This is a genomic window from Sulfitobacter sp. W074 (genome assembly GCF_025142275.1).
Classification (GTDB): domain Bacteria; phylum Pseudomonadota; class Alphaproteobacteria; order Rhodobacterales; family Rhodobacteraceae; genus Sulfitobacter; species Sulfitobacter profundi.
In genome coordinates this window covers 3,249,674-3,275,619 of record NZ_CP081130.1, presented here as the reverse complement: position 1 = coordinate 3,275,619, position 25,946 = coordinate 3,249,674, and the positions used below count along the sequence as shown (strand labels likewise).

The window sequence follows — 25,946 nt, the reverse complement described above, 5'->3', positions numbered from 1 at the left end:
CCGCGCCTTAAAAGTCCGCAGGCACGCGCATGTCGCGCAGCGGGCGGACGATATCGATGGATTCTTGATAGATCGGGTGCGCCTTATAGGCGGCAAGTGCCTCCGCATCGGGGAATTCGGCATAGACGACCACATCCACATCGCCCGAAAGCGCATCGACACGGGTGTTTTCGCAGATCTCGAAGGTAGTCGAATGCGGGATGTCGGCCAGTTTCCAAAGCCCGGCCACGATCGCAGGCAAGTCTTTGGGGTCTTTGGCCGAGAAAAAGACCACGTGACGGATGAAGTTTCGTTTGGTCAAGGCGCGTCTCCTTTGGCGGTTTTATCCCCGATAAATCGCCGCAGGGCCCGGGACAACGGGTGATCGTGCTCAGCGCCGCAAAATGCCGCGCTTGACGGGTGGCTCGTTTGTGATCACAACCGCATCATGAACCTCAGCCCCCGCCCTGTCGAGGCCACACCGCTGGCCCATGATCGTGTCTACCGCCGCCTGCGCGCGCGGATCATGCACGGCGATCTGCCGCCCGGTCACGCGCTGACCCTGCGCGGCATCGGTAAGGAATATGAGGTCTCTATGACGCCTGCGCGCGAAGCCGTGCGGCGTTTGGCGGCCGAAGGCGCGCTGACGATGTCTGCCTCAGGGCGCATCTCCACGCCCGAACTCAGCAATGAACGGATTGAGGAATTGGCCGCCCTCCGCGCGCTTTTGGAGGTCGAACTCGCGTCACGCGCCTTGCCGCGGGCGCATATGGCGCTGATCGAGCGGATGCAGACCATTAACACCAATATCGCCGAGGCCGTAGCGCACCGCGATGCGGTCAGCTACATCCGCACCAACCTCGAATTCCACCGCACGCTTTATCTGCGCGCCCAAGCACCCGCCATGCTCGCCATGGCGGAAACAGTTTGGCTGCAACTGGGCCCCACCATGCGCGCGCTCTATGGCCGCCTGCGCCGGACCGAGCCACCGCATTTCCATCGGTTGATCATCGCCGCCCTGCGCGCCGGGGATGAACCGGGGCTGCGACTGGCGGTGCGCTCTGATGTCACCCAAGGTTTGCGGATGCTGGCCAGTTAACTGCTGGCCCCATGCTCAGCTCGCCGCGCCCTCTTTTGGCGGCGCGACAGGCTCGACCATCCAATGCGTGCCGGTTGATAAAATACAGCTCATGCCATCAGCCCTGCTTATCAACACGGTAAAGCTGCCGCTTTCAGCGGAGGCAAAGACTTCGATCAGCGCGTTGGGGTTTTGCAGGCCCCGCGCCGAAAGGGTCTCGCCATAGTCGGTTTCCAATTGCGCGGCGAGCGCCGCGCGCGGGGCGCAGGCCAGAGCCTGAGCCCAAGCCGGTGGCCCGGTGCAGGCCATACCAAAGAGCAGGGCGGCGGTGAGAATACGTTTATACATGACAGGCTCCCTTGTGCTGTGATCAACAAGGGCATCCGGCGGCACAGGGGTGTCGCAGACGCCCTGTAGTATAAATATCGGCTGCGTTGAGGCCGTTTGCAAATCACACCGGGTCACATATGCGGCGCTTGACAGGTGCGCGGCAGAGGCGCATCTACGCTTCATGGAACAGACCTGCTTCACAACAGTCTATTATCCCCGCTCCTAACCGGCGCGGCACCTATTCCCATATCCACAAGCCGCCACAGCGCGGCTTTGCTTGTCTCCCTGTGGCGATCACAGAAAGAGACGACATGCCCCCCATTCGACCCGCCCAAAAATCCGACCTCCCAATGGTCCTCGATCTGGCCCACGCGCTGGCCGCCTACCACGGCGACACCGCCACACTCACGCTTGCGGCGCTGGAACGGGACTGCCTTGGCCCCACGCCTTGGCTGACACTCTTGGTCGCCGAAGGCGTGACCGGCCTGCATGGCTATGCGGCGCTCTGCCCGCAGATGCAGTTGCAATTCGGCGCAAGGGGGATGGACCTCCACCACCTCTTTGTCTGCGACACCGCCCGCGGGCGCGGCATCGGCAAAGCACTGGTGGAGGCAGCACTGGAGCACGCCAAGGCGCAGGGCTGCAGCTATGTAACCGTAGGCACAGATACAAAAAACCGGCGCGCGCAGGGGTTCTACCGCGCCGCCGGTTTCGATCGAATCACGCCTGATCCGCGTTTTCGGCGGCGGCTGGCCTAGGCCGCCAGCCCTTTGCGGCCCATCTCAAGGAACTTGGTCCGGCGCTCTTTGACCAAAGTCTTGCCGTCCTTGCCGTCGAGTTCCTTGAGCATGGCTTCGATCGACTTGCCCACTGCGTTGATCGACTCTTCGGCATGACGATGCGCGCCGCCCATCGGTTCGGGAATGATCCGGTCAATGACACCAAGGGTCTTAAGCTCATTCGCCGTCAAACGCATCTGCTCAGCCGCTTCGCGCATCTTCTCGCTGTCTTTCCACAGGATCGACGCACAGCCTTCGGGCGTGATCACCGAATAAACCGAATGCTCCAGCATCGCGACACTGTTCGCCGTGGCAAAAGCCACCGCCCCGCCAGAGCCGCCTTCGCCGACGATCACGCTGATCAGGGGCACACCAATCTGCAGGCATTTTTCCGTCGAGCGGGCAATCGCCTCAGACTGGCCACGCTCCTCAGCGCCCTTGCCGGGATAGGCACCGGGCGTATCGACGATGGTCACAACCGGCAGATTAAATTTATCCGCCAATTCCATCAGCCGGACCGCTTTGCGATAGCCCTCAGGTCGCGCCATGCCGAAATTGCGCTCGATCCGGCTCTTGGTGTCATTGCCTTTCTCATGGCCAATCACCACCACCGGCGTATCGTTAAACCGCGCCAGCCCGCCCATGACGGCCAGATCATCGGCAAAATTGCGGTCGCCGGCCAGCGGCGTGAATTCCGTAAAAAGCGCCTCGATATAGTCTTTGCAATGGGGCCGCTCTGGATGACGCGCCACCTGACATTTGCGCCATGGCGTCAATGAGCCATAAAGGTCTTCGAGCATCCCCGCCGCTTTTTTGTCCAGCGCGCGGGCCTCATCGGTGATGTCCATCTCTTCGTTGGACCGGGCCAATGCCCGCAGCTCTTCCGCCTTGCCTTCGATCTCGGCCAGCGGTTTTTCGAAATCCAAATATTGGGTCATTGCATGCTCCGGCTTGTTGCCCTGTTATATGGAGCGCAACGCGCCGGTTTGCAACGCGGGTTTGACAGGCAGGCAGGCGCAGACCCTAACCTCTTCATCCTTTTTCAAATACCCGCGGGGGTCCGGGGGCAGCGCCCCCGGCGGTCTGCCACAGGCGCTCAGCCCCCGGCGATCATCTCGGACTGGCGCACAATCACCTCGGCCTGTTTGATGCTGGCGATATCCACCAGACGCCCCTTATAGACCGTCGCCCCTTCGCCCTTCGCCTTGGCTTCTTCCATCGCCGCGAGAATCTCCCGCGCCTCGGCCACGGCCTCCTCGGAGGGCGTGAAAACCTCGTTGCTCAGCGCGACCTGTTTGGGGTGGATCGCCCATTTGCCCACCATCCCCAATGTCGCCGACCGCCGCGCCTGCGCGCGGAAACCCTCGTCATCCGAAAAATCGCCAAAGGGCCCGTCGACAGGCAGCACGCCATGGGTGCGGCAGGCGGCGACGATGGCGGCCTGCGCCCAGTGCCATGGGTCGGACCAATGCTTTTGCTCACCGCGCTGCATATAGTAGTTTTCCTGCGTGCCACCGATGCCGGTGGTCTGCATCCCCATTGAGGCCGCGAAATCGGCAGCCCCCAGCGACATCGCTTGCAGGCGAGGCGAAGCGGCAGCGATCTCTTCCACATGGGCGATGCCCGCCGCGGATTCGATGATCACCTCAAAGCTAATTTTCTTCTCGCGGCCCATGGCGGTCTCGACAGCGGTCGCGAGCGCGTCAACAGCATAGACATCCGCCGCGCAGCCAACTTTGGGGATCATGATCTGATCGAGACGCGGCCCCGCCTGTTCCAGCAGATCGACGACGTCGCGATACCAATAGGGCGTGTCCAACCCGTTGATCCGGACCGAAAGCGTCTTTTTACCCCAGTCGATCTCCGAAATCGCCTTGATGATATTTTCGCGGGCGCTGTCTTTGTCCGACGGCGCGACGCTGTCCTCAAGGTCGAGGTTAATCACATCCGCATCTGAGGCTGCCATTTTCTCAAAGATCGCCGGGCGGGAACCGGGGCCAAACAGCTGGCAGCGGTTCGGACGGGCAGGGGCGGCAGGCTGAATGCGAAAGCTCATGGGGCACCTATGGGTAATAATGTTTCATTAGGGTTCGCTATTCTGGTATGAAATTGCGCCGCCAATCGCAAGGAGATTTCGCACTCGCAGCATTTCGTCCGTTTTGCAGCCGGTAAAGCGTGACGCACGATTTTTGCGCGGTGAACGGTAATTTGCCGGAATTGCAGCGCAAATTTGCGCTATCACGTCGACAACGCCACGCACTTGCGTATTCTCGCGCGCAATATGCGGACAAAATCAATGCCGGAGACTTGCCATGATCAAAACCCCTTATCTGCTGTTTTTGGGCGACGCGCCTGACTCTCTGTCCGCCAAGGTCGCCCAAGGCATCAAAGACTGGCGGCCCGACAACGCTGTGGGCCAATTCCGCATGGAAGGCTGCAAGGCCGATCTCGGCCTGCAAGACATGACGCTGGCCGAAGCGCGCGAGGCAGGGGCCGAGACTTTGGTCATCGGCGTCGCCAACCGTGGCGGTAAAATCAGCGCGGCTTGGAAAGAAGTGCTGATCGAGGCGCTGAACATGGGTTTCGACATCGCCTCGGGCCTGCATAATTTGCTGCGCAACGAAGCCGATCTGGTCGCCGCCGCCAAGGCGAGCGGCACCACATTGCATGACGTGCGCGTGCCCAGCGTCGAATATCCCATTGCAGACGGCAAGAAACGCAGCGGCAAGCGGGTCTTGGCCGTGGGCACCGATTGCTCGGTCGGAAAGATGTACACGGCTTTGGCGCTGGACGAGGCGATGCGCGAAAAGGGCATGAAAAGCACCTTCCGCGCCACCGGCCAGACCGGCATCCTGATCACTGGCGAAGGCGTGCCGCTGGATGCCGTGATCGCCGATTTCATGGCCGGGTCGGTGGAATATCTCACGCCCGACAATGATGACGACCATTGGGATATCATCGAAGGGCAGGGCAGCCTGTTCCATGTCTCCTACTCAGGCGTGACCATGGCGCTGATCCACGGCGGCCAACCCGATGCGCTGATCCTCTGCCATGAGCCAACCCGGACCCATATGCGCGGCCTGCCGGAATACAGCTTGCCCAGCATGGAAGCGGTCCGCGACGTGGCGCTGACACTGGCCCATGTGGCGAACTCCGCCTGCAAGGTCGTCGGCATTTCGATCAACACCTACCACATGTCCGAAGCCGAGGCGGATGCCTATCTGGCCGAGGTCGAAGAGCGTCTTGGCCTGCCTGCGGTCGATCCCTTCCGCCAAGGGGCGGCGCGACTGGCCGATGCGCTGGCCGCGCTATGACCATGCAGATCGACGTTACCGCTGATACGTTCAAACTGGCGCAGGTCTTTACCATCAGCCGTGGTTCGCGGACCGAGGCCAAGGTTCTGACCGTGCGCATCACCGATGGTGGCGTGACCGGCTGGGGCGAATGCGTGCCCTACGCGCGCTACGACGAAACGCTCGAATCGGTCACGGCTGAGATCAACGGCCTGCCCGGCGATATCACCCGTGCCGCACTTTATGATCTGCTGCCCGCCGGGGCGGCCCGCAACGCTGTCGACTGCGCGCTGTGGGATCTGGAAGCCAAACGCGCGGGCAAGCGCGTTTGGGAACTGGCCGGGCTGACGGCCCCGGGGCCGGAAGTCACGGCCTATACCTTGTCACTGGACGCGCCCGAGGCGATGCGCGCGCAGGCCGCGAAACACAGCCATCGGCCCCTGCTCAAGATCAAGCTCGGCACGCCTGATGACATGCCCCGGCTCGAAGCCGTGCGCGCAGGTGCGCCCGATGCCACCATCATCATCGACGCCAATGAGGGCTGGTCGGCAGAGGTCTACGCCGACCTTGCGCCCCATCTGGTGCGCCTTGGCGTGGCATTGGTCGAACAACCCTTGCCCGCGGGCGAAGACGACGCGCTTTTGGGCATGGACCGCCCGGTGCCCGTCTGCGCGGATGAGAGCTGCCATGACCGCGCCAGCCTGCCCGGCCTCAAGGGCAAATACGATGTGGTGAACATCAAGCTCGACAAGACCGGTGGCCTGACCGAAGCGCTGGCGCTGCGCGATGCGGCGCGGGCCGAAGGGTTCGACGTGATGGTCGGCTGCATGGTCGGATCGTCGCTGGCGATGGCTCCGGCAACGCTGGTCGCCCAAGGCGCGAAGGTCGTGGACCTTGACGGCCCGCTGCTTCTGGCCGAAGACCGCGACAATGCTTTGAAATTCGACGGCGCGGGCGTGCATCCCCCCGTGGCCGCGCTCTGGGGGTGACCATGCGAACTGTCTATGTAAACGGCGAATACCTGCCCGAGGATCAGGCAAAGATCTCGATCTTTGACCGGGGGTTTCTGATGGCCGATGGGGTCTATGAGGTGACGAGCGTGCTGGATGGCAAGCTGATCGCTTTTGATGGCCATGCCGAACGGTTGACCCGCTCGATGAACGAGCTCGACATGCGCGCGCCTGCCACCACTGAAGAGCTGTTGGAAATTCACCGCGAATTGGTGCGCCTGAACGACATCAAAGACGGACTGATTTACCTTCAGGTCACGCGCGGGTCGGATGGCGACCGCGATTTCGCCTTCCCCGATCCCGACACCACCGCGCCGTCGCTGGTGCTGTTCACCCAGTCGAAACCGGGCCTTGCTGACAACCCTGCCGCCCGTGATGGCATCCGCGTCATCAGCATCGAAGACATCCGCTGGGGCCGTCGCGACATCAAAACGGTGCAGCTTCTCTACCCATCGATGGGTAAGATGATGGCCAAGAAAGCCGGTGTCGAAGACGCGTGGATGGTCGAAGACGGTTTCGTCACCGAAGGCACCTCGAACAACGCCTATATCGTGATAGACGGCAAGATCGTCACGCGCGAGACCTCTAGCGATATCCTGCATGGCATCACCCGCAAGGCGGTGCTGGAACTGGCCCGTGAAGCGCAGATGCAGGTGGAAGAGCGTAACTTTACCATCGAAGAGGCGCAGCAGGCGGATGAGGCGTTTGTGACCTCGGCCAGTGCTTTCGTGACCCCCGTGGTTGAGATTGACGGCGCCAAGATCGGCAGCGGCACGCCGGGCAAATTGGCGCCCCGTCTGCGGGAAATCTATCTCGAAGAGATGCGCAAAACCGCGATCTGACGCTCAGAACCGCGATAAAACCAGCCCCGCCGCCACCAGCGCGGCGGCGGCGATGCGGGTGGGGGTGATGGCCTGTACCGTTAGGCCCAAAAGCCCCGTCGCATCAATCACCAGCGCCGCGCTCAACTGGCCGAGGATCAGCGCCGAGATCACCGTCAGCGCGCCCAGCGTCGGGATCGCCCAAAGCACCGACCAGACGTAGAACGCCCCCAGCACACCACCCAGCAGCAAGACCGGCGAAGCCGAAGCCGCGCGGGGCAGGGCGCCCAACTCTCCGCGCAGCAGCAGCACCGCCAGCAGGATCGCGAAACCCACGCCAAAAGATACCGCCGCTGCAGCGACTCCGCTGCCGATGTTGCGGCCCAAGGCGGCGTTGATCGGGGTCTGCAGGGCGACAGCCGCGCCCGCGATGGCCACGACGATAAGGGCGAGGATTGGGGTGTTCATGATGCCTCCGGCTTTGGCTTGGCCCAGCATGGGACTTGCCCGGTCGGACGCAAGGGCTTTCGCAGGTCTGACCATCGCGGATAGTGTGGCGTAAAGTGAGGAGGCCATGATGCGCAACGAGATTGACCGGGCAGAGATGGAAGCCGCCGTGGGGTGCGAACTGGGCGTCTCACCATGGTTCATGATGGATCAGGCGCGGATCGACGCCTTTGCCGATGTGACCGAAGATCACCAGTTCATCCATGTTGATCCAGTGCGCGCGGCGGAAACGGATTTCGGCGGCACCGTGGCGCATGGGATGCTGACCCTGTCGATGATGTCAGGCATGGCTTACGGCGCGCTGCCGGTGATGGCGGGGGCGAAGGCCTCGATCAACTACGGGTTCGATAGCGTGCGTTTTGTCGCAGCAGTGCATTCGGGCAAGCGTATCCGGGGGCGGTTTATTCTGGCCGAGGCGCAGACGCGGGGGCGGGGCAATCTGATGACCCGCTTCGCCGCGACGGTTGAGATTGAGGGGGCAGAGCGCCCGGCGGTGAAGGCCGATTGGCTGGTGCTCTACATGTTTTGAGCGGCCCCCTTCGGGGCGGTGGGGGCCGAAGCTCAGCGATGCAGGCGAAAAGGGCAGGCATGGGGGCACCGAAAAGAAAGCCCCGAATACCTGCCCCATTGGCGGTTTCACTCACGCCGCGCCGGTGGTGAGTGTTTCGCGATCATGGTCAATGCTATCATTTGACGGTGTATTGTTTCGGCTCGACGGGTTGTTCAGCCTTTGCCGACATTCTCTTCAAACGCCGTCTTGAACGCCTCTTTCTGGCTGTCTTTCGCTTCGGTCTGATAGTTGGCTTTCCATGCGTCCATGGTCATCCCGTAGAAAAGCTCGCGCGCCTCGTCCTTGCCCATGTCGATGCCGCGCTCGTTAGCGGCCTCCTGATACCAACGCGACAGGCAGTTGCGGCAAAATCCGGCGAGGTTCATCATGTCGATGTTCTGCACATCGGTCCGGTCTTCCATCAGGTGTTTCTGCAACCGGCGAAAGGCGGCGGCTTGCAGTTCGATCTCTTGTTGGCTGGGCATGACAGCTTCCTTCTCATATCACTGGACGGAACCGCGAGGGGCCGTCATTCTGATGAAACCTTTGACAGGCACTCATGGGGGCGCTAGGCCACCGGATAGGCGATGTTATCGTTAACATTCGCTTTGGGGACATAGGATATGAAGGAACAGATATGAGACGTTTGCGCAATGTAAAGATCGTGGCCACACTCGGGCCAGCCTCCGAAACCCGAGAGGTGATCGCGGCATTGCACAACGCCGGTGCAGATGTTTTCCGGCTCAACATGAGCCACGGCAGCCATGAAGAGATCCGCGAAAAGCACCGTATCATCCGCGAGATCGAAAAAGAGACCGGCGGCGCGATCGGCATTTTGGCTGACCTTCAGGGGCCGAAGCTGCGCGTGGGCGTTTTCGAGGGCGACGGGCCGACCTTGGAAGAAGGGGCATCCTTCCGGCTTGATCTTGATGAGGCGCCGGGCGATGCGGCCCGTGTTTGCCTGCCCCATCCCGAAATTTTCGCAGCCCTTGAGCCGGGCGCGAGCTTGTTGGTCAATGACGGTAAAATCCGTCTGAAGGTGCGCGACTGTGGCCCTGATTTTGCCGATTGCGAAGTCGTGACGGGCGGTGTGATCTCGAACCGCAAGGGCGTGAACGTGCCCGACGTGCTGCTGCCCTTGGCCGCCCTGTCTGAGAAGGACCGCGCTGATCTGGAGTTCGTCTGCGAGTTGGGTGTCGACTGGCTCGCCCTCAGCTTTGTCCAGCGGCCCGAGGATGTGACCGAGGCGCGCGATCTGGTCAAAGGCCGGGCGGCGATCCTGTCGAAAATCGAAAAGCCCGCGGCGGTGGAGCGTTTCGAGGCGATCTTGGATGTCAGCGATGGCATCATGGTGGCGCGCGGCGATCTGGGCGTGGAACTGCCCGTGCAGAACGTGCCGCCGATCCAGAAGCGTCTGGTGCGCAAATGCCGGGCGGCGGCCAAGCCGGTGATCGTGGCGACTCAGATGCTCGAATCGATGATCGAAAGCCCGATGCCGACCCGCGCCGAAGTGTCGGACGTGGCCACGGCGATCTATGAAGGCGCGGATGCGGTGATGCTGAGTGCGGAATCAGCCGCCGGGGATTACCCGCTGGAGGCCGTGGCGACGATGGATAACGTCGCCCAAGAGGTCGAGGCCGATCCGACCTATACGCAGATCATCGAATCTTCGCGCACGGCGGACCGTACCACCGTGGCCGACGGGATCGTCGCCGCCGCGCGTGAGATTGCCGAGACGACGGACATCAAGGCGATCTGCTGTTTCACCCAATCGGGCACCACCGCGCTGCTGACCGCGCGCGAACGCCCCCGCGTGCCGATCATCGCGCTGTCGCCACTGGTCAATACCGCGCGCCGTCTGGCGCTGAGCTGGGGCACGAATTGCATCATCACCGATGGGCATGACCGGTTCAAGCTGGCCGTCCTCAGCGCCGCGCGGGCGGCATTGTCAGAGGGCTACGCCGGGCCGGAGGATCATATCGTGGTGACAGCCGGTGTGCCTTTCAACGTGCCGGGCAGCACCAATATTCTGCGCGTGGCGCCCTGTGACGAACGTTTGATTTACGCCTCCGATCCGGAGTAGCCTTCCTCAACTAGGGGGATGTTGCGTGTGAACTCTGACTTGGCAATGGTGGTCGGCATCGTTCTGGCGGTGCTGTCGATCCCTTCGATCCTCTCTGCGGTGACCGACCGTCGGTCGCCGCGCGCCTCGGCCATCACGATCTTAATTGCTGCCGGGCTGATCGTCTTTGCCCTGCAGAAAAATCCGGGGCGCTATTCCTTCGAGACGCTGCCGGATGTCTTCGTTTCCGTGGCGGCGGACCTGTTGCCTTAAGCGCGTCCACAGCGCTGCTCAAAACCTCTTGCATCCTTGCCCGGGCGCGCCTATACGGCGCATCTTAGCCTGCACGACCGGCCTCAAGTGGCATGCCGAGTCGTGTTTATACCGAACTCAAAAGACGGAGACGGAAATGCCCAAGATGAAGACGAAATCGAGCGCCAAAAAGCGCTTTAAGGTCTCGGCGACTGGTAAGGTCATCGGCAGCCAAGCTGGCAAACAGCACGGTATGATCAAGCGGACCAACAAGTTCATCCGTAACGCACGCGGCACGACAACACTGTCCGAGCCCGATGCAAAGATCATCAAGGGCTTCATGCCCTACGCCCGCTGATATAGGAGTACCGAGATGTCCCGAGTTAAAGGTGGTACAGTCACCCACGCGCGTCACAAGAAGATCATCAAAGCCGCAAAAGGCTATTATGGTCGGCGCAAGAACGTCTTCAAGGTCGCCACACAGGCGGTCGACAAGGCCAACCAATATGCAACCCGTGACCGCAAGAACCGCAAGCGCAACTTCCGCGCGCTGTGGATCCAGCGGATCAACGCCGCCGTGCGCAGCCACGACGAAGCGCTGACATACAGCCGCTTCATCAACGGTCTGTCGCTGGCCGGTATCGAAGTGGACCGTAAGGTTCTGGCCGATCTGGCCGTGCATGAGCCCGAAGCCTTTGGCGCGATCGTCAAACAGGCGCAGGACGCACTGGCAGCCTAAGCTGACCTTGCATTGAGTTTTAGAGAGCCCCGCCCCACGGCGGGGCTTTTTGCGTTTGGGCAGACGCAGAAGGACCGAAGGGGATCCTCAAGAAAATGTCATTGAACTGCCCCAAGAGCCATCTGTTGTGCCAGCAGGACACATTCAGGAAGGAAGACATTCAATGACACTTTCCCTACGCCAACTGCTAACCGGTGCCGCGATTGGCGCGCTGGTGCCCGCGACCGCCTTTGCCGAGGCGCATGCCGATAAAGACAAAGTCGTGCTACAGGCGCAGACGCAGGAGTTTATCGACAGCCTTGAAGGCTCGACCCCCATCAACGAGCTATCGCCGGAAGAGGCGCGGCAGGTCTTGATCGACACGCAGACAAAGGCAGATGTCGAGATGCCCGATGCCTCGGTTGAGAAAATGACACTGGAAATCGGCCCCACCGGACAGACGGATGTGGTCGTGGTAAAGCCCGCGGATGCCGGTGATGAGGCATTGCCGGGCGTGCTTTACTTCCACGGTGGCGGCTGGATCCTGGGCAATTTCACGACCCATGAACGCATGATCCGTGAACTGGCAAATCAGACAGGCGCGGCCTATGTCTTTGTCGACTACGCCCCGGCGCCCGAGCAGAAGCACCCCGTGCAGCTTGAGCAGGATTTCGCGGTGCTGAAACATGTTGCAGAGAATGCCGCTGATTTCGGTATTGATGCCAATCAATTGGCTTTGGCGGGCGATTCCGTCGGTGGCCAGATGGTCGCTGTCGTGGCGCAGATGGCCAAAGAACAGGGCGGCCCGGACCTCGACGCGCTGGCGATGATCTACCCGGTCACCACCGCTGATCTGACCAGCGGCTCTTACGAGGAATTCGCTGATGGCCCGTGGTTGACCAAAGCCTCGATGGAGTGGTTCTGGAACGCCTATCTGCCTGAGGACGCCGATCCGATGGATCCGATGATCTCTCCGTTGAACTATGACACCGAAGCGTTGGCCGATCTGCCGCCTTCGCTCGTGATTACAGGCGCAAACGATGTGTTGCGCGACGAAGGGGAAGCCTTTGGGGCCAAGCTGGTCAAAGCGGGCGTGGAGACCGAGGGCACGCGCTATGATTTCTCGATCCACGACTTTGCCATGCTCAACCCCATTGCGGGCACCCCCGCGCCCGAAGCGGCGATTGAGCAGGTGTCTGGCTTCTTGCAAGACCACTTTTCGAAGTAAATCACCTCAAGGCCAAGCGAAAGCCCCGCCTATTCGGCGGGGCTTTTTGCGTATCGGGTAGCTGCTTAATGTTGCCTTAATAAACCCTCGCCATGGCCATGCTCCTACCCCACCTTATGGACAATGTGGCTTAACGATAGGCCATTGTGCAGGGATTCCGCGCGGGTGGCGCGGCAATTTATGCTGTTTGCCGGCAGGTTATTTAAAAAAGGTGGGGATGTTTATGCCCGGAATTGTAATCAACAGGTTGGACGAAGACCCCCATGAAACGGTCCACGGCATCCGCGACGATACCAGTTCGCGCGGTGTCGATTTGGATGGGGCGCGGATCACGCTGACCTATGCGGACGGCACGACCGAGACGCTGACTTGGCACGCGACAGACCCCTATACGAATGGCGCGGCGGTTGGCGAGAACACGCAGATGTCCTTTGGCTATGACTGGCATCATCTGGAAACGACCAAACCGCTGGCCACTATGGAGATCGACCTCCAGCCCGCCAGTTCGGTTTTCGATACCACCACAGCCCCGGATGACGATCCGAATGGCGGCTCTACACCCATGTCGCTAGAGGGATTTCCCTTCCGGGTGAATGCAGATTCGCGGGATTTGGCCAGTGATCTTGAGGTGACCTACACTGGCATCGTCAATCTGGCGGGCAGCCCGCCTGCGGGGGATCTTTTCACCACCATGACCGTTGATTTCTCCGCTCTCCCGGAGGGTGGGCTTGTGGGAAGTCTGGATTGGAAGACCGACATCGACACGATGCGCGAGGAGGGGGATCTCGTCTCGACCGGTGTGGCCTGTTTCACGCGCGGCACCTTGATCACCACCGATAAGGGCGATCTGCCGGTCGAAACCTTGGCCCCCGGCGCGCGCGTGCTGACCCAAGGCAATGGCTATCAAGAGCTTGTCGCCGCACTGCGCCGCTCTGTCGGGGCGTCGGAACTGGCGAGGAACCCCAAGCTGTATCCCATTCGGATCTCTGCTGGGGCATTGGGCGCGGGCCTGCCCAAACGCGATCTCATGGTCTCGCGGCAGCACCGCATGGTTGCGCGCTCGGGGATCGTGAAGCGGGTTTGCGGGGCCATGGCGGTGCTCGTCGCCGCCATCCGGCTGACCGAACTGCCGGGGGTGCATATCGACGATCGTGTGGCGCAGGTGGAATATTTCCACCTGATCTTTAAACAGCACGAGGTCGTCTATGCCGAGGGCGCGCCGAGCGAGAGCTTCCTGCTGACCGCCGAGACGATCGGCACCCTAAGTCATGCGCAGCGCGAAGAATTTGCCACGCTCTTTCCCACCTTGGTCGCGGGCGACGGTTTTGGCGCATCCGCGCATCCGATCCCACCCGGGGCGGTGCAAAAACGGCTGATCGAAAAGCATAAGAAGAACGGGCGCGTATTGCTATCGGTCTAACGTGTCGGGGTCATAGGGGTTCAGGCTGGCGGAGGGCAGGCTGATGCCGTCCTGCGCGGCCCGATGGGCGATCGCCTCTTCGCTGCGGCCCAGTTGTACGGCAATCACGGAGGGCGCTGTGCCCTCTGCCGCCAGAATGCGAAGCTGCTCAAGGTCTGCGGCGCTCCATGGGGCGCCGGTGCTGCGGTCATAATCTGCCATGTCGGAGGCTCCTTTCAGAGGTAAAACACGCCGCGACCACCGGCGGTTCCTCCGGGCGGGGAAGGGGGCGCGGCTGCGCCCCCTCATACCGTTACTTCAACAGTGCCAGCATCTCTTTCGCCGCTTCTTCGGAAGAGGCGGGGTTCTGGCCGGTGACCAGCTTGCCGTCGACCAGCACGTAAGACGCCCAATCGTCGCCCTTGCTGTAGTCGCCACCGTTTTTCTTCAGCATATCTTCGACCAAGAAGGGCACCACATCGGTGAGGCCAACGCCCTCTTCCTCGGTGTTGGTGAAGCCGGTGACGCGCTTGCCAGAGACCAGCGGCTTGCCGTCGGCTTGGGTGTCCTTGAACACCGCAGGCGCGTGGCAAACGGCACCGACAGGGCGATCGGAAGCCCAGAAGGTCTCGATCAGGCGCTTGCTGTCGGCGTCATTGGCCAGATCCCACAGCGGGCCGTGGCCGCCGGGGTAGAAGATCGCGTCGAAACCGTCCGCATCCACATCGCCCAGCACTTTGGTCGAGGCCAGCGCTTTCTGCGCGGCGTCATCGTCTTTGAACCGGCGCGTGGCGTCTGTCTGCGCGTCTTCGCTGTCGCTGTTGGGGTCAAGCGGCGGCTGGCCACCTTTGGGCGAGGCGAGGGTCACGTCAGCGCCCGCGTCTTTGAAGACGTAGTAGGGCGCAGCGAATTCTTCGAGCCAGAAGCCGGTTTTGTTGCCGGTGTCGCCCAGTTCGTCATGCGATGTCAGAACCATCAGGATTTTCATAGGTCTCTCCTTTCGGGGGAGTTTGGGCGCGCCGCTGCCATGAGGGCGCGCCGGAGGGATGCGGCCTAACGCTTGGCAGAGGTGGTGGTTCCCCCATGCCGCTACAACCCCTACGGCTTGCATTCGAGGGGCGAGAGGGCTAGCAGGACGGGGTATTATTCCAAGGGCCTGTCATGGACGATCTGAAGCAAAAGTACCTGAGCCAAATCGCCGATGCTGGCGACGAATCCGCGCTGGAAGACATCCGGCTGGCCGCCGTGGGCAAAAAGGGCGAAGTGGCCCTGAAAATGCGCGAGCTGGGCAAGATGACCCCCGAAGAGCGGCAGGTCGCTGGCCCCGCGCTGAACGCGCTGAAGGATGAGATCAACTCGGCGCTGTCCGCCAAGAAGGCAGCACTTGGCGATGCCGCGTTGGATGAGCGTCTGCGCAGCGAATGGCTCGACGTGACCCTGCCCACGCGGCACCAGCGTCAGGGCAGCATCCACCCGGTCAGCCAAGTGACCGAAGAGCTGACCGCGATCTTTGCCGAGATGGGTTTTTCGGTCGCCGAAGGCCCGCGTATCGACACCGATTGGTACAACTTCGACGCGCTGAACATCCCCGGCCACCATCCCGCCCGGGCTGAGATGGACACGTTTTACATGGCCCGTGCCGAGGGCGACGACCGCGCCCCCCACGTGCTGCGCACCCACACCTCGCCGGTGCAGATCCGCACGATGGAGGCCGAAGGCGCGCCCCTGCGCATCATCTGCCCCGGCGGCGTCTACCGTGCGGACTACGACCAGACCCACACGCCGATGTTCCATCAGGTCGAGGGGCTGGCGATCGACAAGGACATCTCGATGGCGAACCTCAAGTGGACGCTTGAGGAGTTTTTCGCCGCGTTTTTCGAGATCGACGGCATCAAGACCCGCTTTCGCGCGTCGCATTTTCCGTTCACCGAGCCTTCGGCCGAGGTCGACATCCAATGTTCTTGGGTCGACGGCCAACTGCGTATTGGCGAGGGCGACGGCTGGATGGAAGTGCTGGGCTCCGGCATGGTGCACCCCAAGGTGTTGCAGGCGGGCGGGATTGACCCCGACAAGTGGCAGGGCTTTGCCTTTGGCATGGGGATCGACCGGATTGCGATGCTGAAATACGGGATTCCTGATTTGCGGGCGTTCTTTGATTCAGATTTGCGGTGGTTGCGGCATTATGGGTTCGCGAGCTTGGATCAGCCGAATTTGCATGGTGGGTTGAGTAGGTAATGTGGTGGACATTTGCTGCGAGTCTAGTGGCCTCTTGTACTGCCCTCTTTATTGCCGTTGTTGTCTATCCTTGGCAGAAGAGTATTGATCGCACTTCGCAATTGGCAGCTGAGCGTCGCGCTCTCTATACTCGGGCTATACTGATAGTCGCCGATGCAGAACTTCTTAATAAGCTTGATTTGGGAGTTCCAAACAAACTGGACTTGTTAATAGTTGAATTGGCAGGTGTTGGTACGAAGGAGTTTGCGCAGCAGATTTCTGCGTTTCGCGACTTGGTTGAACAGTTTCACGTTCTTAAAGCGAAAGATAAAAAAGGGGTCTCAGAAGAATACTCTGAAACCATGCGCAACATGTCTAAAGCGATTACCTGCATTCTTCAGGTCGCTCGGAAAGAAATAGCAGAGGCGGGAGATGATCATATCGGTTTGCCTCAGTATATCAAAAAGCTGAAAGATCGGACGAGCAAATGAAATTCACTCTCTCCTGGCTCAAGGACCATCTCGACACCACGGCGTCGATTGATGAGATCACCTATGCCCTGACCGACCTCGGCCTCGAAGTCGAAGGCGTCGAGAACCCGGCGGCGAAGCTGGCCGACTTTACCCTCGGCTATGTGCAATCTGCCGAGAAACACCCCGATGCCGACCGGCTGAACGTCTGTCAGGTGGAAACCGACGAAGGCGTCATCCAGATCATCTGCGGCGCGCCGAATGCCCGCGCGGGCATCACCGTCGTCGTGGCCAAGCCGGGCGTCTATGTGCCGGGGATCGACACCACCATCGGCGTCGGCAAAATCCGCGGTGTTGAGAGCTTTGGCATGATGGCCTCCGAGCGCGAGATGGAGCTGAGCGAGGAGCACGACGGCATCATCGAACTGCCCTCGGGCAAGCCCGGCGACCGTTTCATCGATTGGCTGGCCGAGAATGACCCCGCCAAGGTCGACCCGGTGATCGAGATCGCCATCACCCCCAACCGCCCCGATGCGCTCGGCGTGCGCGGCATTGCGCGTGACCTCGCGGCACGGGGTTTGGGCAAACTGAAGCCGCGCGATTGCGATGCGGTGGCGGGCAGCTTTGCCTCGCCGATCAGCGTCAGCATCGACGATGATACGCTCGACGGTTGCCCGGTGTTCTATGGTCGCGTGATCAAGGGCGTGAAGAACGGCCCAAGCCCCGCGTGGCTGCAGGATTGTCTGCGCGCGATTGGGCTGCGTCCGATCTCCTTCCTTGTCGACGTGACCAACTTCTTCACCTTCGACCGCAACCGTCCGCTGCACGTCTTTGACGCCGATAAGGTCAAAGGCAACCTGCGCGTTCACCGCGCCAAGGGCGGCGAAGAGATCGTGGCGCTGGACGAAAAGACCTATACCCTGCAAGCGGGGCAGATGGCCATCTCCGACGATAGCGGCGTGGAAAGCATCGCGGGCATCATGGGCGGCGCGGCGACAGGCGTGACCGAAGACACGGTGAACGTCTTTGTCGAAAGCGCCTATTGGGACCCGGTGCAGATCGCCTATGCGGGCCGCGCGCTCAAGATCAACTCGGACGCGCGCTACCGCTTTGAGCGCGGTGTGGACCCGGCGTGGACGCCTTACGGCATTGAGCACGCCACGCGGATGATCCTGGATCACGCGGGCGGCGAGGCGTCTGAGGTTGTGGTCGCGGGCCAAGTGCCTGACACCAGCCGCGCCTACAAGCTGGACGCCGAGAAGGTGCAGTCGCTCGTGGGCATGACGATCCCCGAAAGCGATCAGCGCCAGACGTTGACCGCGCTTGGCTTCCAACTCGACGGTGACATGGCGCAGGTGCCAAGCTGGCGCCCTGACGTGCAGGGCGAGGCCGATCTGGTGGAGGAGGTCGCGCGGATTGCGTCCCTCACCAAGCTCGAAGGCAAGCCGCTGCCCCGTCTGACGACGGGCGTGCCGCGCCCCGTACTCTCGCCCATGCAGCGGCGCGTCGTGACCGCACGGCGCACGGCGGCGGCGCTCGGCTACAACGAATGTGTGTCTTACAGCTTCATCGACCAAGCCTCTGCCGCGCTGTTCGGCGGCGGCACGGATGAGACGCGCCTCGAAAACCCGATCTCGTCGGACATGAGCCACATGCGCCCCGATCTGCTGCCCGGTCTGTTGCAGGCCGCGGCGCGCAATCAGTCGCGCGGCTTTGCCGATATGGCGCTGTTTGAGGTCGGCCCAGCCTTCTCAGGCGGTGAGCCGGGCGAAGAGCAGATCATGGTCAGCGGCCTGCTGGTGGGCCGCACCGGTCCGCGTGACGTGCATGGCGCGGCGCGGGCGGTGGATGTCTATGACGTCAAAGCCGATGCCGAAGCTGTGCTGGCGGCCATCGGCGCGCCCGCCAAGGTGCAGGTCCTGCGCGGCGCGGCGGATTGGTGGCATCCGGGCCGTCACGGCAAGGTCTGCCTTGGCCCGAAAAAAGTGCTCGGCATCTTTGGCGAAGTGCATCCCCGCGTGCTGGCCGCGATGGACGTCAAAGGCCCCGCGATGGCCTTCACCATTTATCCCGCCGAAGTGCCGCTGCCGCGCAAATCCGGTGCCACGCGCCCGGCCTTGCAGATCAGTGACCTGCAAGCGGTCGAGCGTGACTTTGCCTTTGTCGTCGATGCGGATGTCGAGGCGCTGACGCTGGTGAATGCGGCCAAGGGGGCCGACAAGAACCTCATCGAAGACGTGCGCGTTTTTGACGAGTTCATCGGCGGCAGCCTTGGCGAGGGCAAGAAATCCCTTGCGATCACTGTGCGGTTGCAGCCCAGCGACAAGACGCTGAAGGATGCAGACATCGAAGCCGTGGGTGCTAAGGTTGTCGAGAAAGTGACCAAAGCAACGGGCGGCGTGCTGCGCGGCTGAACGAAAGGACGAGCGATGAAAGTCTATCTCTCCGGTGAAATCCACACCGATTGGCGCGAACAGATCATCGAAGGGGCGCGCAGCCTTGAGGTGACCTTCACCGCGCCGGTCACCGACCACGCCGCCAGCGACGATTGCGGCGTGGCGATCCTTGGGGAAGAGGCCGACAAGTTCTGGCATGACCGCAAGGGCGCGCAGATCAACGCGATTCGCACCCGCAAGGCGATTGCCGAAGCGGATGTGGTCGTGGTGCGCTTTGGCGAACAATACAAGCAGTGGAATGCGGCCTTTGACGCGGGCTATGCCGCCGCTTTGGGCAAATCGCTGATCATTCTGCACGGCCCCGACCATGCCCATGCGCTGAAGGAAGTCGATGCCGCGGCGCTGGCCGTGGCCTCCGAACCGGCTCAGGTGGTCGAGATTCTGCGCTATGTGCTCACCGGTACCCTGCCGGGGTGACGCGGCAGCGGGGCTAGCCGCCTTAAAATTTAACATCTATCAAGGGCTTAAGTGCGAATCGATTCGGCAGCGTAGTGGACGCCGCTGCCTTACGGGCTAAACCTTCACTAGCTGGAGGTTCATCAGCCTTGATCTGCCCCCCGAAAGGCAGGCCAAATCCGACCCCCGCTGCCGTGCCAAAGTTGCGTGGCGGGTTAACTTTGGAAGGAGAGGGTCCATTTTAGCCGACACGCCCGCAGAGCAGGATGCGCGTCTTGAGACGCTCTATTCCTATGATATTCTTGATACCGAAGCCGAAGCGGATTTCGACGATATCGTCGAGCTTGCGTCCAAGATCTGCGAAACGCCCGTCTCTCTAATCAGTCTGGTTGACGAAAAGCGTCAATGGTTCAAGGCCCGTGTGGGGTTTGAGCCGCAGGAGACCGGTTTGGATCAATCGGTCTGCTCTCACGCTATCCTTGATGGGGGCTATACCGAGATCTCGGATATGGGGGCCGATTCGCGCACCGTGGACAACCCGCTCTATGTGGGCGACCCGCGGGTGAAATTCTATGCCGGGGCGAACCTTGTCGCGCCGAACGGCCAACCGATCGGCACGCTTTGCGTGCTGGATACCAAGCCGCGCACCCTGAACGACTTCCAACGCCAAGCGCTGCAAACCCTGTCGCGTCACGTGATGATGCAGTTGGAACTGCGCAAGAAAATCCGCATCGAGGCCGCCCTACGCGCCGAGATGGACCACCGGGTGAAAAACTCGTTCCAGACCATCGCGTCCCTGCTGCGGATGGCGACGCGCAAGGTGCAAGACCCCGACGCAAAGGATGTACTCGCCCTTGTAGAGCGGCGTTTCGGGGCAGTGGCATCGCTGCACAGCGAATTGATGGGGCAGGGCGGCAAAGGCAAGGTGCAAACCTCTTCCTACCTTGAGCAGTTGAACAAACTTCTCGCCGCCAGCGCGCCGGATCACGTCACCATCTTTTGCGAGGCCGAGCCGGGCGAGTTGCAGGCCGTGCAAGCCTCGGCGCTTGGCATGATCGTGAGCGAGTTCGTGGCCAATTCGATCAAACACGCCTTTGTCGGGGATCGGGCAGGAGAGATCAGGATTTCTCTGCGTCGGCAGGAGGGGGGCGAGAGCTGGCTTTTGGAGTGCCGGGACAATGGTCGCGGGCATGACGGAGCCGTGTCGGGGGCCGATAGCACCGGCCTCGGGCGAATGTTGATGGCGACGGCGGCTGAACAGCTAAGCGGGCGGCTGAGCACCGATTTCAGTGCCAATGGCGCGGCTTTGCGGGTCTGTTTTCGGCAATAGGCGTGCCCGGGGCTGCAATTCGGGCGGTTCAACTGAAAACTTTATTGACCCCACTGTGCCGCAGTCCCCACTATCGGGTATGACGGCGGGGGTATCAGCACGACGTGGAATAGGGACAGTACTGTGATTCAAGAATTCAAGGATTTCATCGCCAAAGGGAATGTCATGGACATGGCCGTTGGTATCATCGTCGGGGCGGCATTTACGGCGATCGTGTCGTCGCTGGTGGCCGACCTGATCAACCCGATTGTCGGGCTTTTCACCGGTGGGGTGGATTTCACCAACAACTATGCTGTGCTGTCGGGCGATGTGCCTGCGAATGCCTCGTTAGAGCAGGCCCGAGAGGCGGGCGCGTCGGTCTTTGCTTACGGCTCGTTCCTGATGGCCGTGATCAACTTTTTCATCATCGCCTTCGTCGTCTTCATCTTGGTGAAGATGGTGAACCGCGTGAAATCGGCTGCGGAAAAGCCTGATGAGGTGGCGCCAGAGGTCAAGACCGGTCCGTCGCAGCTTGATGTATTGTTGGAAATTCGGGATGCTTTGAAAACGCGCTAAGCGGCGCTATCGAATGAGAAAGGCCCGCCAGATTGGCGGGCCTTTCGTGTCTCACCGGTGGCGTTTAACCCGCGATGGCTTGATCTGCGGTGATGCTGTCGATCCCAAGCGCGTCGCCCACGGCGGCATAGGTCAGCTTGCCCGCGTGCACGTTGAGCCCGGCCTTGAGGTGGGGGTCATCCGCACAGGCCTGTTTCCAGCCCTTGTCGGCTAGTGCCAGCATGAAAGGCATGGTGGCATTGCCAAGCGCGATGGTCGAGGTGCGCGCCACGGCGCCGGGCATGTTGGCCACGCAGTAGTGCATGACGCCGTCGACCTCATAAACCGGGTCTTGGTGCGTGGTCGCCTTGGAGGTCTCGAAACAGCCGCCTTGGTCAATGGCCACGTCGACCAGCGCTGCGCCGGGTTTAAGTTCGGACAGCTGCGCGCGGCTGATCAGCTTGGGCGCTGCGGCACCGGGGATCAGCACCGCGCCGATGATCATATCGGCTTGGCGCGCCAATTCGATGGTGTTGCCCGCGCTGGCATAGGCGGTTTTGAAGGTGCCGCCATAGATGTCATCGAGATAGCGCATCCGGGGCAGCGAACGATCCAACACGGTCACATCCGCGCCCATGCCTGCGGCAATCCGTGCCGCATGGGTGCCGACGACGCCGCCGCCGATGACCATAACCTTGGCCGGGCCAACACCGGGCACCCCGCCCATCAACACGCCGCGTCCGCCATTGGCCTTTTGCAGCGTCCAAGCGCCAACCTGCGGTGCCAGACGCCCCGCAACCTCGGACATCGGTGCCAGAAGGGGCAGCCCGCCATTCCGGTCGGTCACGGTTTCATAGGCAATCGCGGTACAGCCCGAGGCCAACAGATCATGCGTCTGATCCGGGTCGGGCGCGAGGTGCAGATAGGTAAAGAGCAATTGCCCTTCGCGCAGCATTTTGCGTTCGCCCGCCTGTGGCTCCTTCACCTTGACGATCATATCGGCGCTGGCAAAGATTTCCTTGGCCGTGTCGATGATGGTGGCACCTGCGGCGGTATAATCCGCATCTTCAAAACCCGCGCCGACGCCCGCCCCTGCCTGCACGATGACCTCATGTCCGTGGGCGATGGCTTCTTGTGCGGCATTGGGCGTCAGGCCGACGCGGAATTCCTGCGGTTTGATTTCTGTCGGGCATCCGATTTTCATGGGGGTCACTCCTCCTCCGTAGTGGGACAGGATTATCACAGCCGCCGTGCATATCGCTGCGAATTTGGGGTCGCCATGGGGCTCATTCTTCGAATATAATCGCGTCTGAACGCTTTGTTACGCGAAAGTATTGCGCATATGGCCTTGGATGAGATTGATCGGCGTGTTCTGCGCGCTTTGCAGCACAACGGGCGGATGTCCAATGCCGAATTGTCGGAAGTGGTGCATCTGTCGCCCTCGGCCTGTCATCGCCGTGTGCAGCGGTTGGAGAAAGAGGGCTATATCCGCGATTATGTCGCCCTGCTTGACCCGCGCAAGCTGGATATGCCGACCACGGTGTTTGTCGAGATCACCCTGCAGGCGCAGGCCGAAGAGGTGTTGGAAGCCTTTGAGAAGTCGGTCTCGCGCATTCCCGATGTGTTGGAATGTCATCTGATGGCGGGAACGGCGGATTACCTGTTGAAGATCGTGGCGGAGAACACCGAGGATTTTGCCCGAATCCATCGCCAGCATTTGGCGCGGCTGCCGGGGGTGGCGCAGATGCAGTCGAGTTTCGCGTTGCGGACGGTGTGCAAGACGACGGCGCTGCCGGTGTAGTTGGACGGTGCGGCGGAGGTTCCAAGCGGAGCAGCCCGGAATCAAGGCCGAAGGCCGCCGGGCAGCGCCAGACCGCCCGGACGGGCTGGCGCTTTTGCTGAGGTTCGTGCCGTCCTGAGGTGCTTCCTAAGCCCAGCCACCATAAATTGCCCGATTGCTGAAGTTCCGGGCACCACCCCGCGGTCTGGCGCTGCCCGGCTCTGCACCCAGTACCCCACAAAACAAAACCCCCGCTGCCATCGGCACCGGGGGTTCTATATCTGTTGCGTGTCGCGGGAATGATTTACATCATACCTTCGCGTTGCGCTTTTTTCCGTGCCAGTTTACGGGCACGACGGATCGCTTCAGCTTTCTCGCGCGCTTTTTTCTCGGACGGTTTCTCGAAATGTTGCTTGAGCTTCATTTCACGGAAAACGCCTTCGCGCTGTAGCTTTTTCTTCAGAGCCCGAAGGGCCTGATCGACGTTGTTGTCGCGAACACTAACCTGCATGTGGTTGTCACCACCTTTCTAGGATAAAGTTGCAAGGAATTGCAGGAAATGGGCCTATAACAGCCTATATCTCCTTTGTCCACCCCATCACGCCCCGATAGGAGCCCGCCATGATCCCGCCCAAGGCCGACCCACAGGACCAAATGCTTGATGCCGCATTGATGCATGTGCCGTTTGACGGCTGGTCGCCCGCGACGTTCAATGCCGCGATCAAAGACAGTGGTCTGGACCCGGCGTTGGCCCGCGCTGTTTGCCCGCGTGGTTCGGTTGATTTGGCCGTGGCCTATCACCGACGCGGGGATGCCAAGATGCTGGAAGGGCTGGCCGAGGCCGATCTAGCAAACCTGCGCTTCCGAGATCGTATTGCCAAGGCCGTGCGCCTACGGCTCGAAGCAGGCGACCGTGAGGCGATCCGCCGGGGCAGCACGCTTTTCGCCCTGCCGCATCACGCGCCCGAAGGTGCGGGCCTGATCTGGGAGACCAGCGATAAAATCTGGACCGCGCTTGGCGATACGTCGGATGATGTAAACTGGTACAGCAAACGCGCGACGCTGTCGGGGGTGTATTCTGCCACGCTGCTCTATTGGCTGGGGGATGCCAGCGAGGGGCATCAGGCGACGTGGTCTTTCCTGGACCGGCGGATCGACGACGTGATGCAGATCGAAAAGCTCAAGGCCCAAGTGCGCGAAAGCCCGACGCTCAGCCGTCTAATGGCCGGGCCTAACTGGCTTTTGAGCCACATCAAAGCGCCACGGGGGCAGCAGGACCCTGATCTGCCCGGCCGCTGGACGCCGCCGAGCTGACGCAGCCTGCGGGCGAACTGCGGGCTTCCCCGCCCGCCCGGCAGGTGGTAGGTCGGGGCACCCGGTTTTATACAGGCCCCCAATGACCAGCCAGACGCTCCCGCTCATTGATATTGAAAAGGTGTGCTACACCCCCGCAGGCACGCCGGTGCTGCGCGACGTGAGCCTCAGGTCAGATGCCTCGCGGATCGGCATCGTGGGGCGCAACGGGTCGGGCAAGACCTCTTTCGCGCGGGTTCTCTCGGGCTTGGTGGCCGCAGATGAGGGGCAGGTGCGGATCGGCGGGATCGACGTGGCCCGCGACCGCCGCCGGGCGATTGGTGCTGTCGGCATCCTGTTTCAAAACCCGGACCATCAGATCATCTTTCCCACCGTGGAGGAGGAAATCGCCTTTGGCCTGCTGCAAATGGGTCAATCCAAGGCCGAAGCGGCGCGGGGCGTGGCCTCAATCCTTGGTCAGTTTGACAAGCGTCATTGGGCACAGGCGTCGATCCATCAGCTCTCACAGGGGCAGCGGCAGTTGGTTTGCCTGATGGCGGTTCTGGCGATGCAACCACGGGTGCTGGTGCTCGACGAACCCTTTGCCGGGCTCGATATTCCGACGCGCCTGCATCTTGAACGGGTCTTGGCCGGGCTCGACTTGACGCTGGTGCACATCACCCACGATCCGGCAGCGGTGGCGGGCTACGATCACATCCTCTGGCTAGAGGGTGGCGAAGTCGCCCAGCAAGGCAGCGCGCGTCCGGTGCTGCGCGCCTTTGAGACACGGATGAAGGAACTGGGGGCGAGCGATGATCTCTCTGACCTCGCCGGTTGAGACCCGCGCCCACGGCTGGCCCGCGGGGGCCAAGCTGGGTGCGCTTTGTGCGGCGACACTGTTGCTATTCGGGGTCGAGGATCTGGTCTGGCAAATCGCCTTTTGTGCCGGGATGTTGCTGCTTTACGCCCTGCCGGGTCGGGCTTTTCTAAAGGGCGGCTTGGGGCGGTTGCGGATGCTCTGGCCCTTTGTGGCGTTGATCCTGCTGTGGCATATACTGACCAGCGATGCAGAGGCCGGCCTTGTCATCGTGCTGCGCATGGTCACGGCGGTGGGGCTGGCCAATCTTGTGACCATGACCACGAAACTCAGCGATATGATGGCGGTGGTGCGCTGGCTTGCCACGCCGCTGCGCCGCTTTGGGGTCCGAACCCGCAGTCTGGAGTTGGCCGTGGCGCTGGTGGTTCGTTTCACGCCGGTGCTGGCGGCCAAAGGGCAGATGCTATCGCTGGCGTGGCGCGCGCGGTCGCGCAGGCGGGCGGGCTGGCGGATCGTGATGCCCTTTACCGTGCTGGCCATCGATGACGCCGAACATGTGGCAGAGGCGCTGCGCGCGCGTGGCGGGCTGTGATTGCTTGACCGGGGCAGAGGGCTGGCCTAGGCATTGGAAACTTTAATTCAAGGACCCT

Annotated in this window: 32 protein-coding genes; 22 read left to right on the top strand and 10 right to left on the bottom strand. The window is 61.6% G+C overall.

The window, feature by feature from the left end:
* Positions 1-7: 7 nt before the first annotated feature.
* The gene (locus K3762_RS16350; protein ID WP_132443805.1) at positions 8-301 is read right to left on the bottom strand and encodes a Dabb family protein; all 294 of its coding nucleotides are present in this window, start codon (positions 299-301) and stop codon (positions 8-10) included.
* Positions 302-427: 126 nt separating this feature from the next.
* Between K3762_RS16350 and K3762_RS16345 the strand changes: the two genes are divergently transcribed.
* Entirely contained in the window at positions 428-1,078 is a 651-nt protein-coding gene (locus K3762_RS16345; protein WP_067624773.1) for a GntR family transcriptional regulator, read from the top strand.
* Positions 1,079-1,093: 15 nt separating this feature from the next.
* Here the strand turns inward: K3762_RS16345 and K3762_RS16340 are convergent, their stop codons facing one another.
* The gene (locus K3762_RS16340; RefSeq protein ID WP_132443804.1) at positions 1,094-1,405 is read right to left on the bottom strand and encodes a hypothetical protein; all 312 of its coding nucleotides are present in this window, start codon (positions 1,403-1,405) and stop codon (positions 1,094-1,096) included.
* Positions 1,406-1,698: 293 nt separating this feature from the next.
* Between K3762_RS16340 and K3762_RS16335 the strand changes: the two genes are divergently transcribed.
* A complete protein-coding gene (locus K3762_RS16335) occupies positions 1,699-2,145 on the top strand; it encodes a GNAT family N-acetyltransferase (RefSeq protein WP_165935535.1) in 447 nt (148 codons plus the stop codon).
* Here K3762_RS16335 and K3762_RS16330 read toward each other — a convergent pair.
* Both K3762_RS16330 and K3762_RS16325 read right to left on the bottom strand, forming a co-directional pair.
* Positions 2,142-3,104: an acetyl-CoA carboxylase carboxyltransferase subunit alpha gene (locus K3762_RS16330; RefSeq protein ID WP_132443802.1), complete on the bottom strand. Its 963-nt coding sequence runs from the start codon at positions 3,102-3,104 to the stop codon at positions 2,142-2,144. The genes K3762_RS16335 and K3762_RS16330 overlap by 4 nt on opposite strands.
* 158 nt (positions 3,105-3,262) lie before the next feature.
* Positions 3,263-4,222 carry an L-malyl-CoA/beta-methylmalyl-CoA lyase gene (locus K3762_RS16325; protein WP_120351953.1) on the bottom strand — a complete coding sequence of 320 codons (960 nt, stop codon included), beginning with the start codon at positions 4,220-4,222 and terminating at the stop codon, positions 3,263-3,265.
* A gap of 256 nt (positions 4,223-4,478) precedes the next feature.
* On the opposite strand from K3762_RS16325, the gene dgcN reads away from it, so the two are divergent.
* From dgcN to K3762_RS16310, 3 genes are read left to right on the top strand one after another with little or no spacing between them, the layout of a single operon-like run.
* On the top strand, positions 4,479-5,480 hold the full coding sequence (gene dgcN / locus K3762_RS16320) for an N-acetyltransferase DgcN (protein WP_132443801.1): 1,002 nt from the start codon (positions 4,479-4,481) through the stop codon (positions 5,478-5,480).
* 2 nt (positions 5,481-5,482) lie between these two features.
* Positions 5,483-6,448, top strand: a complete 966-nt coding sequence (gene dgcA / locus K3762_RS16315) for an N-acetyl-D-Glu racemase DgcA (protein ID WP_120352293.1) — start codon at positions 5,483-5,485, stop codon at positions 6,446-6,448.
* Between the two features lie 2 nt (positions 6,449-6,450).
* Entirely contained in the window at positions 6,451-7,311 is an 861-nt protein-coding gene (locus K3762_RS16310; protein WP_132443800.1) for a D-amino-acid transaminase, read from the top strand.
* A gap of 3 nt (positions 7,312-7,314) precedes the next feature.
* On the opposite strand, the gene K3762_RS16305 is transcribed toward K3762_RS16310, so the two are convergent.
* Complete coding sequence (locus K3762_RS16305; protein ID WP_132443799.1) at positions 7,315-7,758, bottom strand: DMT family transporter; 444 nt, start codon at positions 7,756-7,758, stop codon at positions 7,315-7,317.
* Between the two features lie 109 nt (positions 7,759-7,867).
* Here K3762_RS16305 and K3762_RS16300 point away from each other — a divergent pair, with 109 nt between their 5' ends.
* Positions 7,868-8,326, top strand: a complete 459-nt coding sequence (locus K3762_RS16300) for a MaoC family dehydratase (protein ID WP_132444163.1) — start codon at positions 7,868-7,870, stop codon at positions 8,324-8,326.
* 194 nt (positions 8,327-8,520) lie between these two features.
* Here K3762_RS16300 and K3762_RS16295 read toward each other — a convergent pair whose 3' ends face one another.
* On the bottom strand, positions 8,521-8,832 hold the full coding sequence (locus K3762_RS16295) for a DUF1244 domain-containing protein (protein WP_132443798.1): 312 nt from the start codon (positions 8,830-8,832) through the stop codon (positions 8,521-8,523).
* 152 nt (positions 8,833-8,984) lie between these two features.
* Between K3762_RS16295 and pyk the strand changes: the two genes are divergently transcribed.
* From pyk to K3762_RS16265, 6 genes are all read left to right on the top strand, one after another.
* Positions 8,985-10,430, top strand: a complete 1,446-nt coding sequence (pyk, locus tag K3762_RS16290) for a pyruvate kinase (protein WP_067624802.1) — start codon at positions 8,985-8,987, stop codon at positions 10,428-10,430.
* Between the two features lie 27 nt (positions 10,431-10,457).
* Positions 10,458-10,682, top strand: coding sequence for a hypothetical protein (locus K3762_RS16285; RefSeq protein WP_067624919.1), 225 nt, complete (start codon positions 10,458-10,460; stop codon positions 10,680-10,682).
* A gap of 136 nt (positions 10,683-10,818) precedes the next feature.
* Positions 10,819-11,019 carry a 50S ribosomal protein L35 gene (gene rpmI / locus K3762_RS16280; RefSeq protein WP_007118125.1) on the top strand — a complete coding sequence of 67 codons (201 nt, stop codon included), beginning with the start codon at positions 10,819-10,821 and terminating at the stop codon, positions 11,017-11,019.
* A 15-nt stretch (positions 11,020-11,034) separates the two neighbouring features.
* A complete protein-coding gene (gene rplT, locus K3762_RS16275; RefSeq protein WP_007118124.1) occupies positions 11,035-11,400 on the top strand; it encodes a 50S ribosomal protein L20 in 366 nt (121 codons plus the stop codon).
* Between the two features lie 163 nt (positions 11,401-11,563).
* Positions 11,564-12,607: an alpha/beta hydrolase gene (locus tag K3762_RS16270; protein WP_132443797.1), complete on the top strand. Its 1,044-nt coding sequence runs from the start codon at positions 11,564-11,566 to the stop codon at positions 12,605-12,607.
* A gap of 223 nt (positions 12,608-12,830) precedes the next feature.
* A complete protein-coding gene (locus K3762_RS16265; protein ID WP_165935534.1) occupies positions 12,831-14,027 on the top strand; it encodes a Hint domain-containing protein in 1,197 nt (398 codons plus the stop codon).
* Here the strand turns inward: K3762_RS16265 and K3762_RS16260 are convergent.
* Together K3762_RS16260 and K3762_RS16255 are read right to left on the bottom strand one after the other, a co-directional pair.
* Positions 14,016-14,228, bottom strand: a complete 213-nt coding sequence (locus K3762_RS16260; RefSeq protein ID WP_067624811.1) for a hypothetical protein — start codon at positions 14,226-14,228, stop codon at positions 14,016-14,018. The two genes, K3762_RS16265 and K3762_RS16260, sit on opposite strands and share 12 nt — an antisense overlap.
* Before the next feature lie 91 nt (positions 14,229-14,319).
* The gene (locus tag K3762_RS16255) at positions 14,320-14,994 is read right to left on the bottom strand and encodes a type 1 glutamine amidotransferase domain-containing protein (protein WP_132443795.1); all 675 of its coding nucleotides are present in this window, start codon (positions 14,992-14,994) and stop codon (positions 14,320-14,322) included.
* A gap of 173 nt (positions 14,995-15,167) precedes the next feature.
* Between K3762_RS16255 and pheS the strand changes: the two genes are divergently transcribed.
* From pheS to mscL, 6 genes are all read left to right on the top strand, one after another.
* Positions 15,168-16,241 (top strand): phenylalanine--tRNA ligase subunit alpha, encoded by a 1,074-nt coding sequence (pheS, locus tag K3762_RS16250; RefSeq protein ID WP_132443794.1) that lies wholly within the window; start codon positions 15,168-15,170, stop codon positions 16,239-16,241.
* The gene (locus tag K3762_RS16245) at positions 16,241-16,711 is read left to right on the top strand and encodes a hypothetical protein (protein ID WP_132443793.1); all 471 of its coding nucleotides are present in this window, start codon (positions 16,241-16,243) and stop codon (positions 16,709-16,711) included. Before pheS ends, K3762_RS16245 begins: the two co-directional genes overlap by 1 nt.
* The gene (gene pheT / locus K3762_RS16240; RefSeq protein WP_132443792.1) at positions 16,708-19,104 is read left to right on the top strand and encodes a phenylalanine--tRNA ligase subunit beta; all 2,397 of its coding nucleotides are present in this window, start codon (positions 16,708-16,710) and stop codon (positions 19,102-19,104) included. The genes K3762_RS16245 and pheT overlap by 4 nt, the downstream gene beginning before the upstream one ends.
* A gap of 15 nt (positions 19,105-19,119) precedes the next feature.
* Positions 19,120-19,563, top strand: a complete 444-nt coding sequence (locus K3762_RS16235; protein ID WP_120351942.1) for a YtoQ family protein — start codon at positions 19,120-19,122, stop codon at positions 19,561-19,563.
* Between the two features lie 121 nt (positions 19,564-19,684).
* On the top strand, positions 19,685-20,872 hold the full coding sequence (locus K3762_RS16230) for a histidine kinase dimerization/phosphoacceptor domain -containing protein (protein WP_311198991.1): 1,188 nt from the start codon (positions 19,685-19,687) through the stop codon (positions 20,870-20,872).
* Positions 20,873-20,995: 123 nt separating this feature from the next.
* On the top strand, positions 20,996-21,427 hold the full coding sequence (gene mscL / locus K3762_RS16225) for a large conductance mechanosensitive channel protein MscL (protein WP_067937956.1): 432 nt from the start codon (positions 20,996-20,998) through the stop codon (positions 21,425-21,427).
* A 64-nt stretch (positions 21,428-21,491) separates the two neighbouring features.
* Here the strand turns inward: mscL and ald are convergent, their stop codons facing one another.
* Entirely contained in the window at positions 21,492-22,610 is a 1,119-nt protein-coding gene (ald, locus tag K3762_RS16220) for an alanine dehydrogenase (RefSeq protein WP_067937958.1), read from the bottom strand.
* A 138-nt stretch (positions 22,611-22,748) separates the two neighbouring features.
* On the opposite strand from ald, the gene K3762_RS16215 reads away from it, so the two are divergent.
* Positions 22,749-23,207, top strand: a complete 459-nt coding sequence (locus K3762_RS16215) for an Lrp/AsnC family transcriptional regulator (RefSeq protein WP_260010525.1) — start codon at positions 22,749-22,751, stop codon at positions 23,205-23,207.
* A gap of 283 nt (positions 23,208-23,490) precedes the next feature.
* Here K3762_RS16215 and rpsU read toward each other — a convergent pair whose 3' ends face one another.
* Positions 23,491-23,697 (bottom strand): 30S ribosomal protein S21, encoded by a 207-nt coding sequence (rpsU, locus tag K3762_RS16210; RefSeq protein WP_007118112.1) that lies wholly within the window; start codon positions 23,695-23,697, stop codon positions 23,491-23,493.
* Positions 23,698-23,807: 110 nt separating this feature from the next.
* Here rpsU and K3762_RS16205 point away from each other — a divergent pair, with 110 nt between their 5' ends.
* From K3762_RS16205 to K3762_RS16195, 3 genes are all read left to right on the top strand, one after another.
* Positions 23,808-24,500, top strand: a complete 693-nt coding sequence (locus K3762_RS16205) for a COQ9 family protein (RefSeq protein WP_132443789.1) — start codon at positions 23,808-23,810, stop codon at positions 24,498-24,500.
* Positions 24,501-24,582: 82 nt separating this feature from the next.
* On the top strand, positions 24,583-25,317 hold the full coding sequence (locus tag K3762_RS16200) for an energy-coupling factor ABC transporter ATP-binding protein (protein WP_132443788.1): 735 nt from the start codon (positions 24,583-24,585) through the stop codon (positions 25,315-25,317).
* Positions 25,292-25,888 carry an energy-coupling factor transporter transmembrane component T gene (locus K3762_RS16195; protein WP_120351937.1) on the top strand — a complete coding sequence of 199 codons (597 nt, stop codon included), beginning with the start codon at positions 25,292-25,294 and terminating at the stop codon, positions 25,886-25,888. Before K3762_RS16200 ends, K3762_RS16195 begins: the two co-directional genes overlap by 26 nt.
* Positions 25,889-25,946 lie beyond the last annotated feature (58 nt).

Excerpts from the sequence above, each read along its gene's own strand:
- K3762_RS16345 (WP_067624773.1), top strand. The coding sequence starts at position 428 with ATGAACCTCAGCCCCCGCCCTGTCGAGGCCACACCGCTGGCCCATGAT.
- K3762_RS16340 (WP_132443804.1), bottom strand. The coding sequence starts at position 1,405 with ATGTATAAACGTATTCTCACCGCCGCCCTGCTCTTTGGTATGGCCTGC.
- K3762_RS16335 (WP_165935535.1), top strand. The coding sequence starts at position 1,699 with ATGCCCCCCATTCGACCCGCCCAAAAATCCGACCTCCCAATGGTCCTC.
- K3762_RS16330 (WP_132443802.1), bottom strand. The coding sequence starts at position 3,104 with ATGACCCAATATTTGGATTTCGAAAAACCGCTGGCCGAGATCGAAGGC.
- K3762_RS16325 (WP_120351953.1), bottom strand. The coding sequence starts at position 4,222 with ATGAGCTTTCGCATTCAGCCTGCCGCCCCTGCCCGTCCGAACCGCTGC.
- dgcN (WP_132443801.1), top strand. The coding sequence starts at position 4,479 with ATGATCAAAACCCCTTATCTGCTGTTTTTGGGCGACGCGCCTGACTCT.
- dgcA (WP_120352293.1), top strand. The coding sequence starts at position 5,483 with ATGCAGATCGACGTTACCGCTGATACGTTCAAACTGGCGCAGGTCTTT.
- K3762_RS16310 (WP_132443800.1), top strand. The coding sequence starts at position 6,451 with ATGCGAACTGTCTATGTAAACGGCGAATACCTGCCCGAGGATCAGGCA.
- K3762_RS16305 (WP_132443799.1), bottom strand. The coding sequence starts at position 7,758 with ATGAACACCCCAATCCTCGCCCTTATCGTCGTGGCCATCGCGGGCGCG.
- K3762_RS16300 (WP_132444163.1), top strand. The coding sequence starts at position 7,868 with ATGCGCAACGAGATTGACCGGGCAGAGATGGAAGCCGCCGTGGGGTGC.
- K3762_RS16295 (WP_132443798.1), bottom strand. The coding sequence starts at position 8,832 with ATGCCCAGCCAACAAGAGATCGAACTGCAAGCCGCCGCCTTTCGCCGG.
- pyk (WP_067624802.1), top strand. The coding sequence starts at position 8,985 with ATGAGACGTTTGCGCAATGTAAAGATCGTGGCCACACTCGGGCCAGCC.
- rpmI (WP_007118125.1), top strand. The coding sequence starts at position 10,819 with ATGCCCAAGATGAAGACGAAATCGAGCGCCAAAAAGCGCTTTAAGGTC.
- rplT (WP_007118124.1), top strand. The coding sequence starts at position 11,035 with ATGTCCCGAGTTAAAGGTGGTACAGTCACCCACGCGCGTCACAAGAAG.
- K3762_RS16270 (WP_132443797.1), top strand. The coding sequence starts at position 11,564 with ATGACACTTTCCCTACGCCAACTGCTAACCGGTGCCGCGATTGGCGCG.
- K3762_RS16265 (WP_165935534.1), top strand. The coding sequence starts at position 12,831 with ATGCCCGGAATTGTAATCAACAGGTTGGACGAAGACCCCCATGAAACG.
- K3762_RS16260 (WP_067624811.1), bottom strand. The coding sequence starts at position 14,228 with ATGGCAGATTATGACCGCAGCACCGGCGCCCCATGGAGCGCCGCAGAC.
- K3762_RS16255 (WP_132443795.1), bottom strand. The coding sequence starts at position 14,994 with ATGAAAATCCTGATGGTTCTGACATCGCATGACGAACTGGGCGACACC.
- pheS (WP_132443794.1), top strand. The coding sequence starts at position 15,168 with ATGGACGATCTGAAGCAAAAGTACCTGAGCCAAATCGCCGATGCTGGC.
- K3762_RS16245 (WP_132443793.1), top strand. The coding sequence starts at position 16,241 with ATGTGGTGGACATTTGCTGCGAGTCTAGTGGCCTCTTGTACTGCCCTC.
- pheT (WP_132443792.1), top strand. The coding sequence starts at position 16,708 with ATGAAATTCACTCTCTCCTGGCTCAAGGACCATCTCGACACCACGGCG.
- K3762_RS16235 (WP_120351942.1), top strand. The coding sequence starts at position 19,120 with ATGAAAGTCTATCTCTCCGGTGAAATCCACACCGATTGGCGCGAACAG.
- ald (WP_067937958.1), bottom strand. The coding sequence starts at position 22,610 with ATGAAAATCGGATGCCCGACAGAAATCAAACCGCAGGAATTCCGCGTC.
- K3762_RS16215 (WP_260010525.1), top strand. The coding sequence starts at position 22,749 with ATGGCCTTGGATGAGATTGATCGGCGTGTTCTGCGCGCTTTGCAGCAC.
- rpsU (WP_007118112.1), bottom strand. The coding sequence starts at position 23,697 with ATGCAGGTTAGTGTTCGCGACAACAACGTCGATCAGGCCCTTCGGGCT.
- K3762_RS16205 (WP_132443789.1), top strand. The coding sequence starts at position 23,808 with ATGATCCCGCCCAAGGCCGACCCACAGGACCAAATGCTTGATGCCGCA.
- K3762_RS16200 (WP_132443788.1), top strand. The coding sequence starts at position 24,583 with ATGACCAGCCAGACGCTCCCGCTCATTGATATTGAAAAGGTGTGCTAC.
- K3762_RS16195 (WP_120351937.1), top strand. The coding sequence starts at position 25,292 with ATGATCTCTCTGACCTCGCCGGTTGAGACCCGCGCCCACGGCTGGCCC.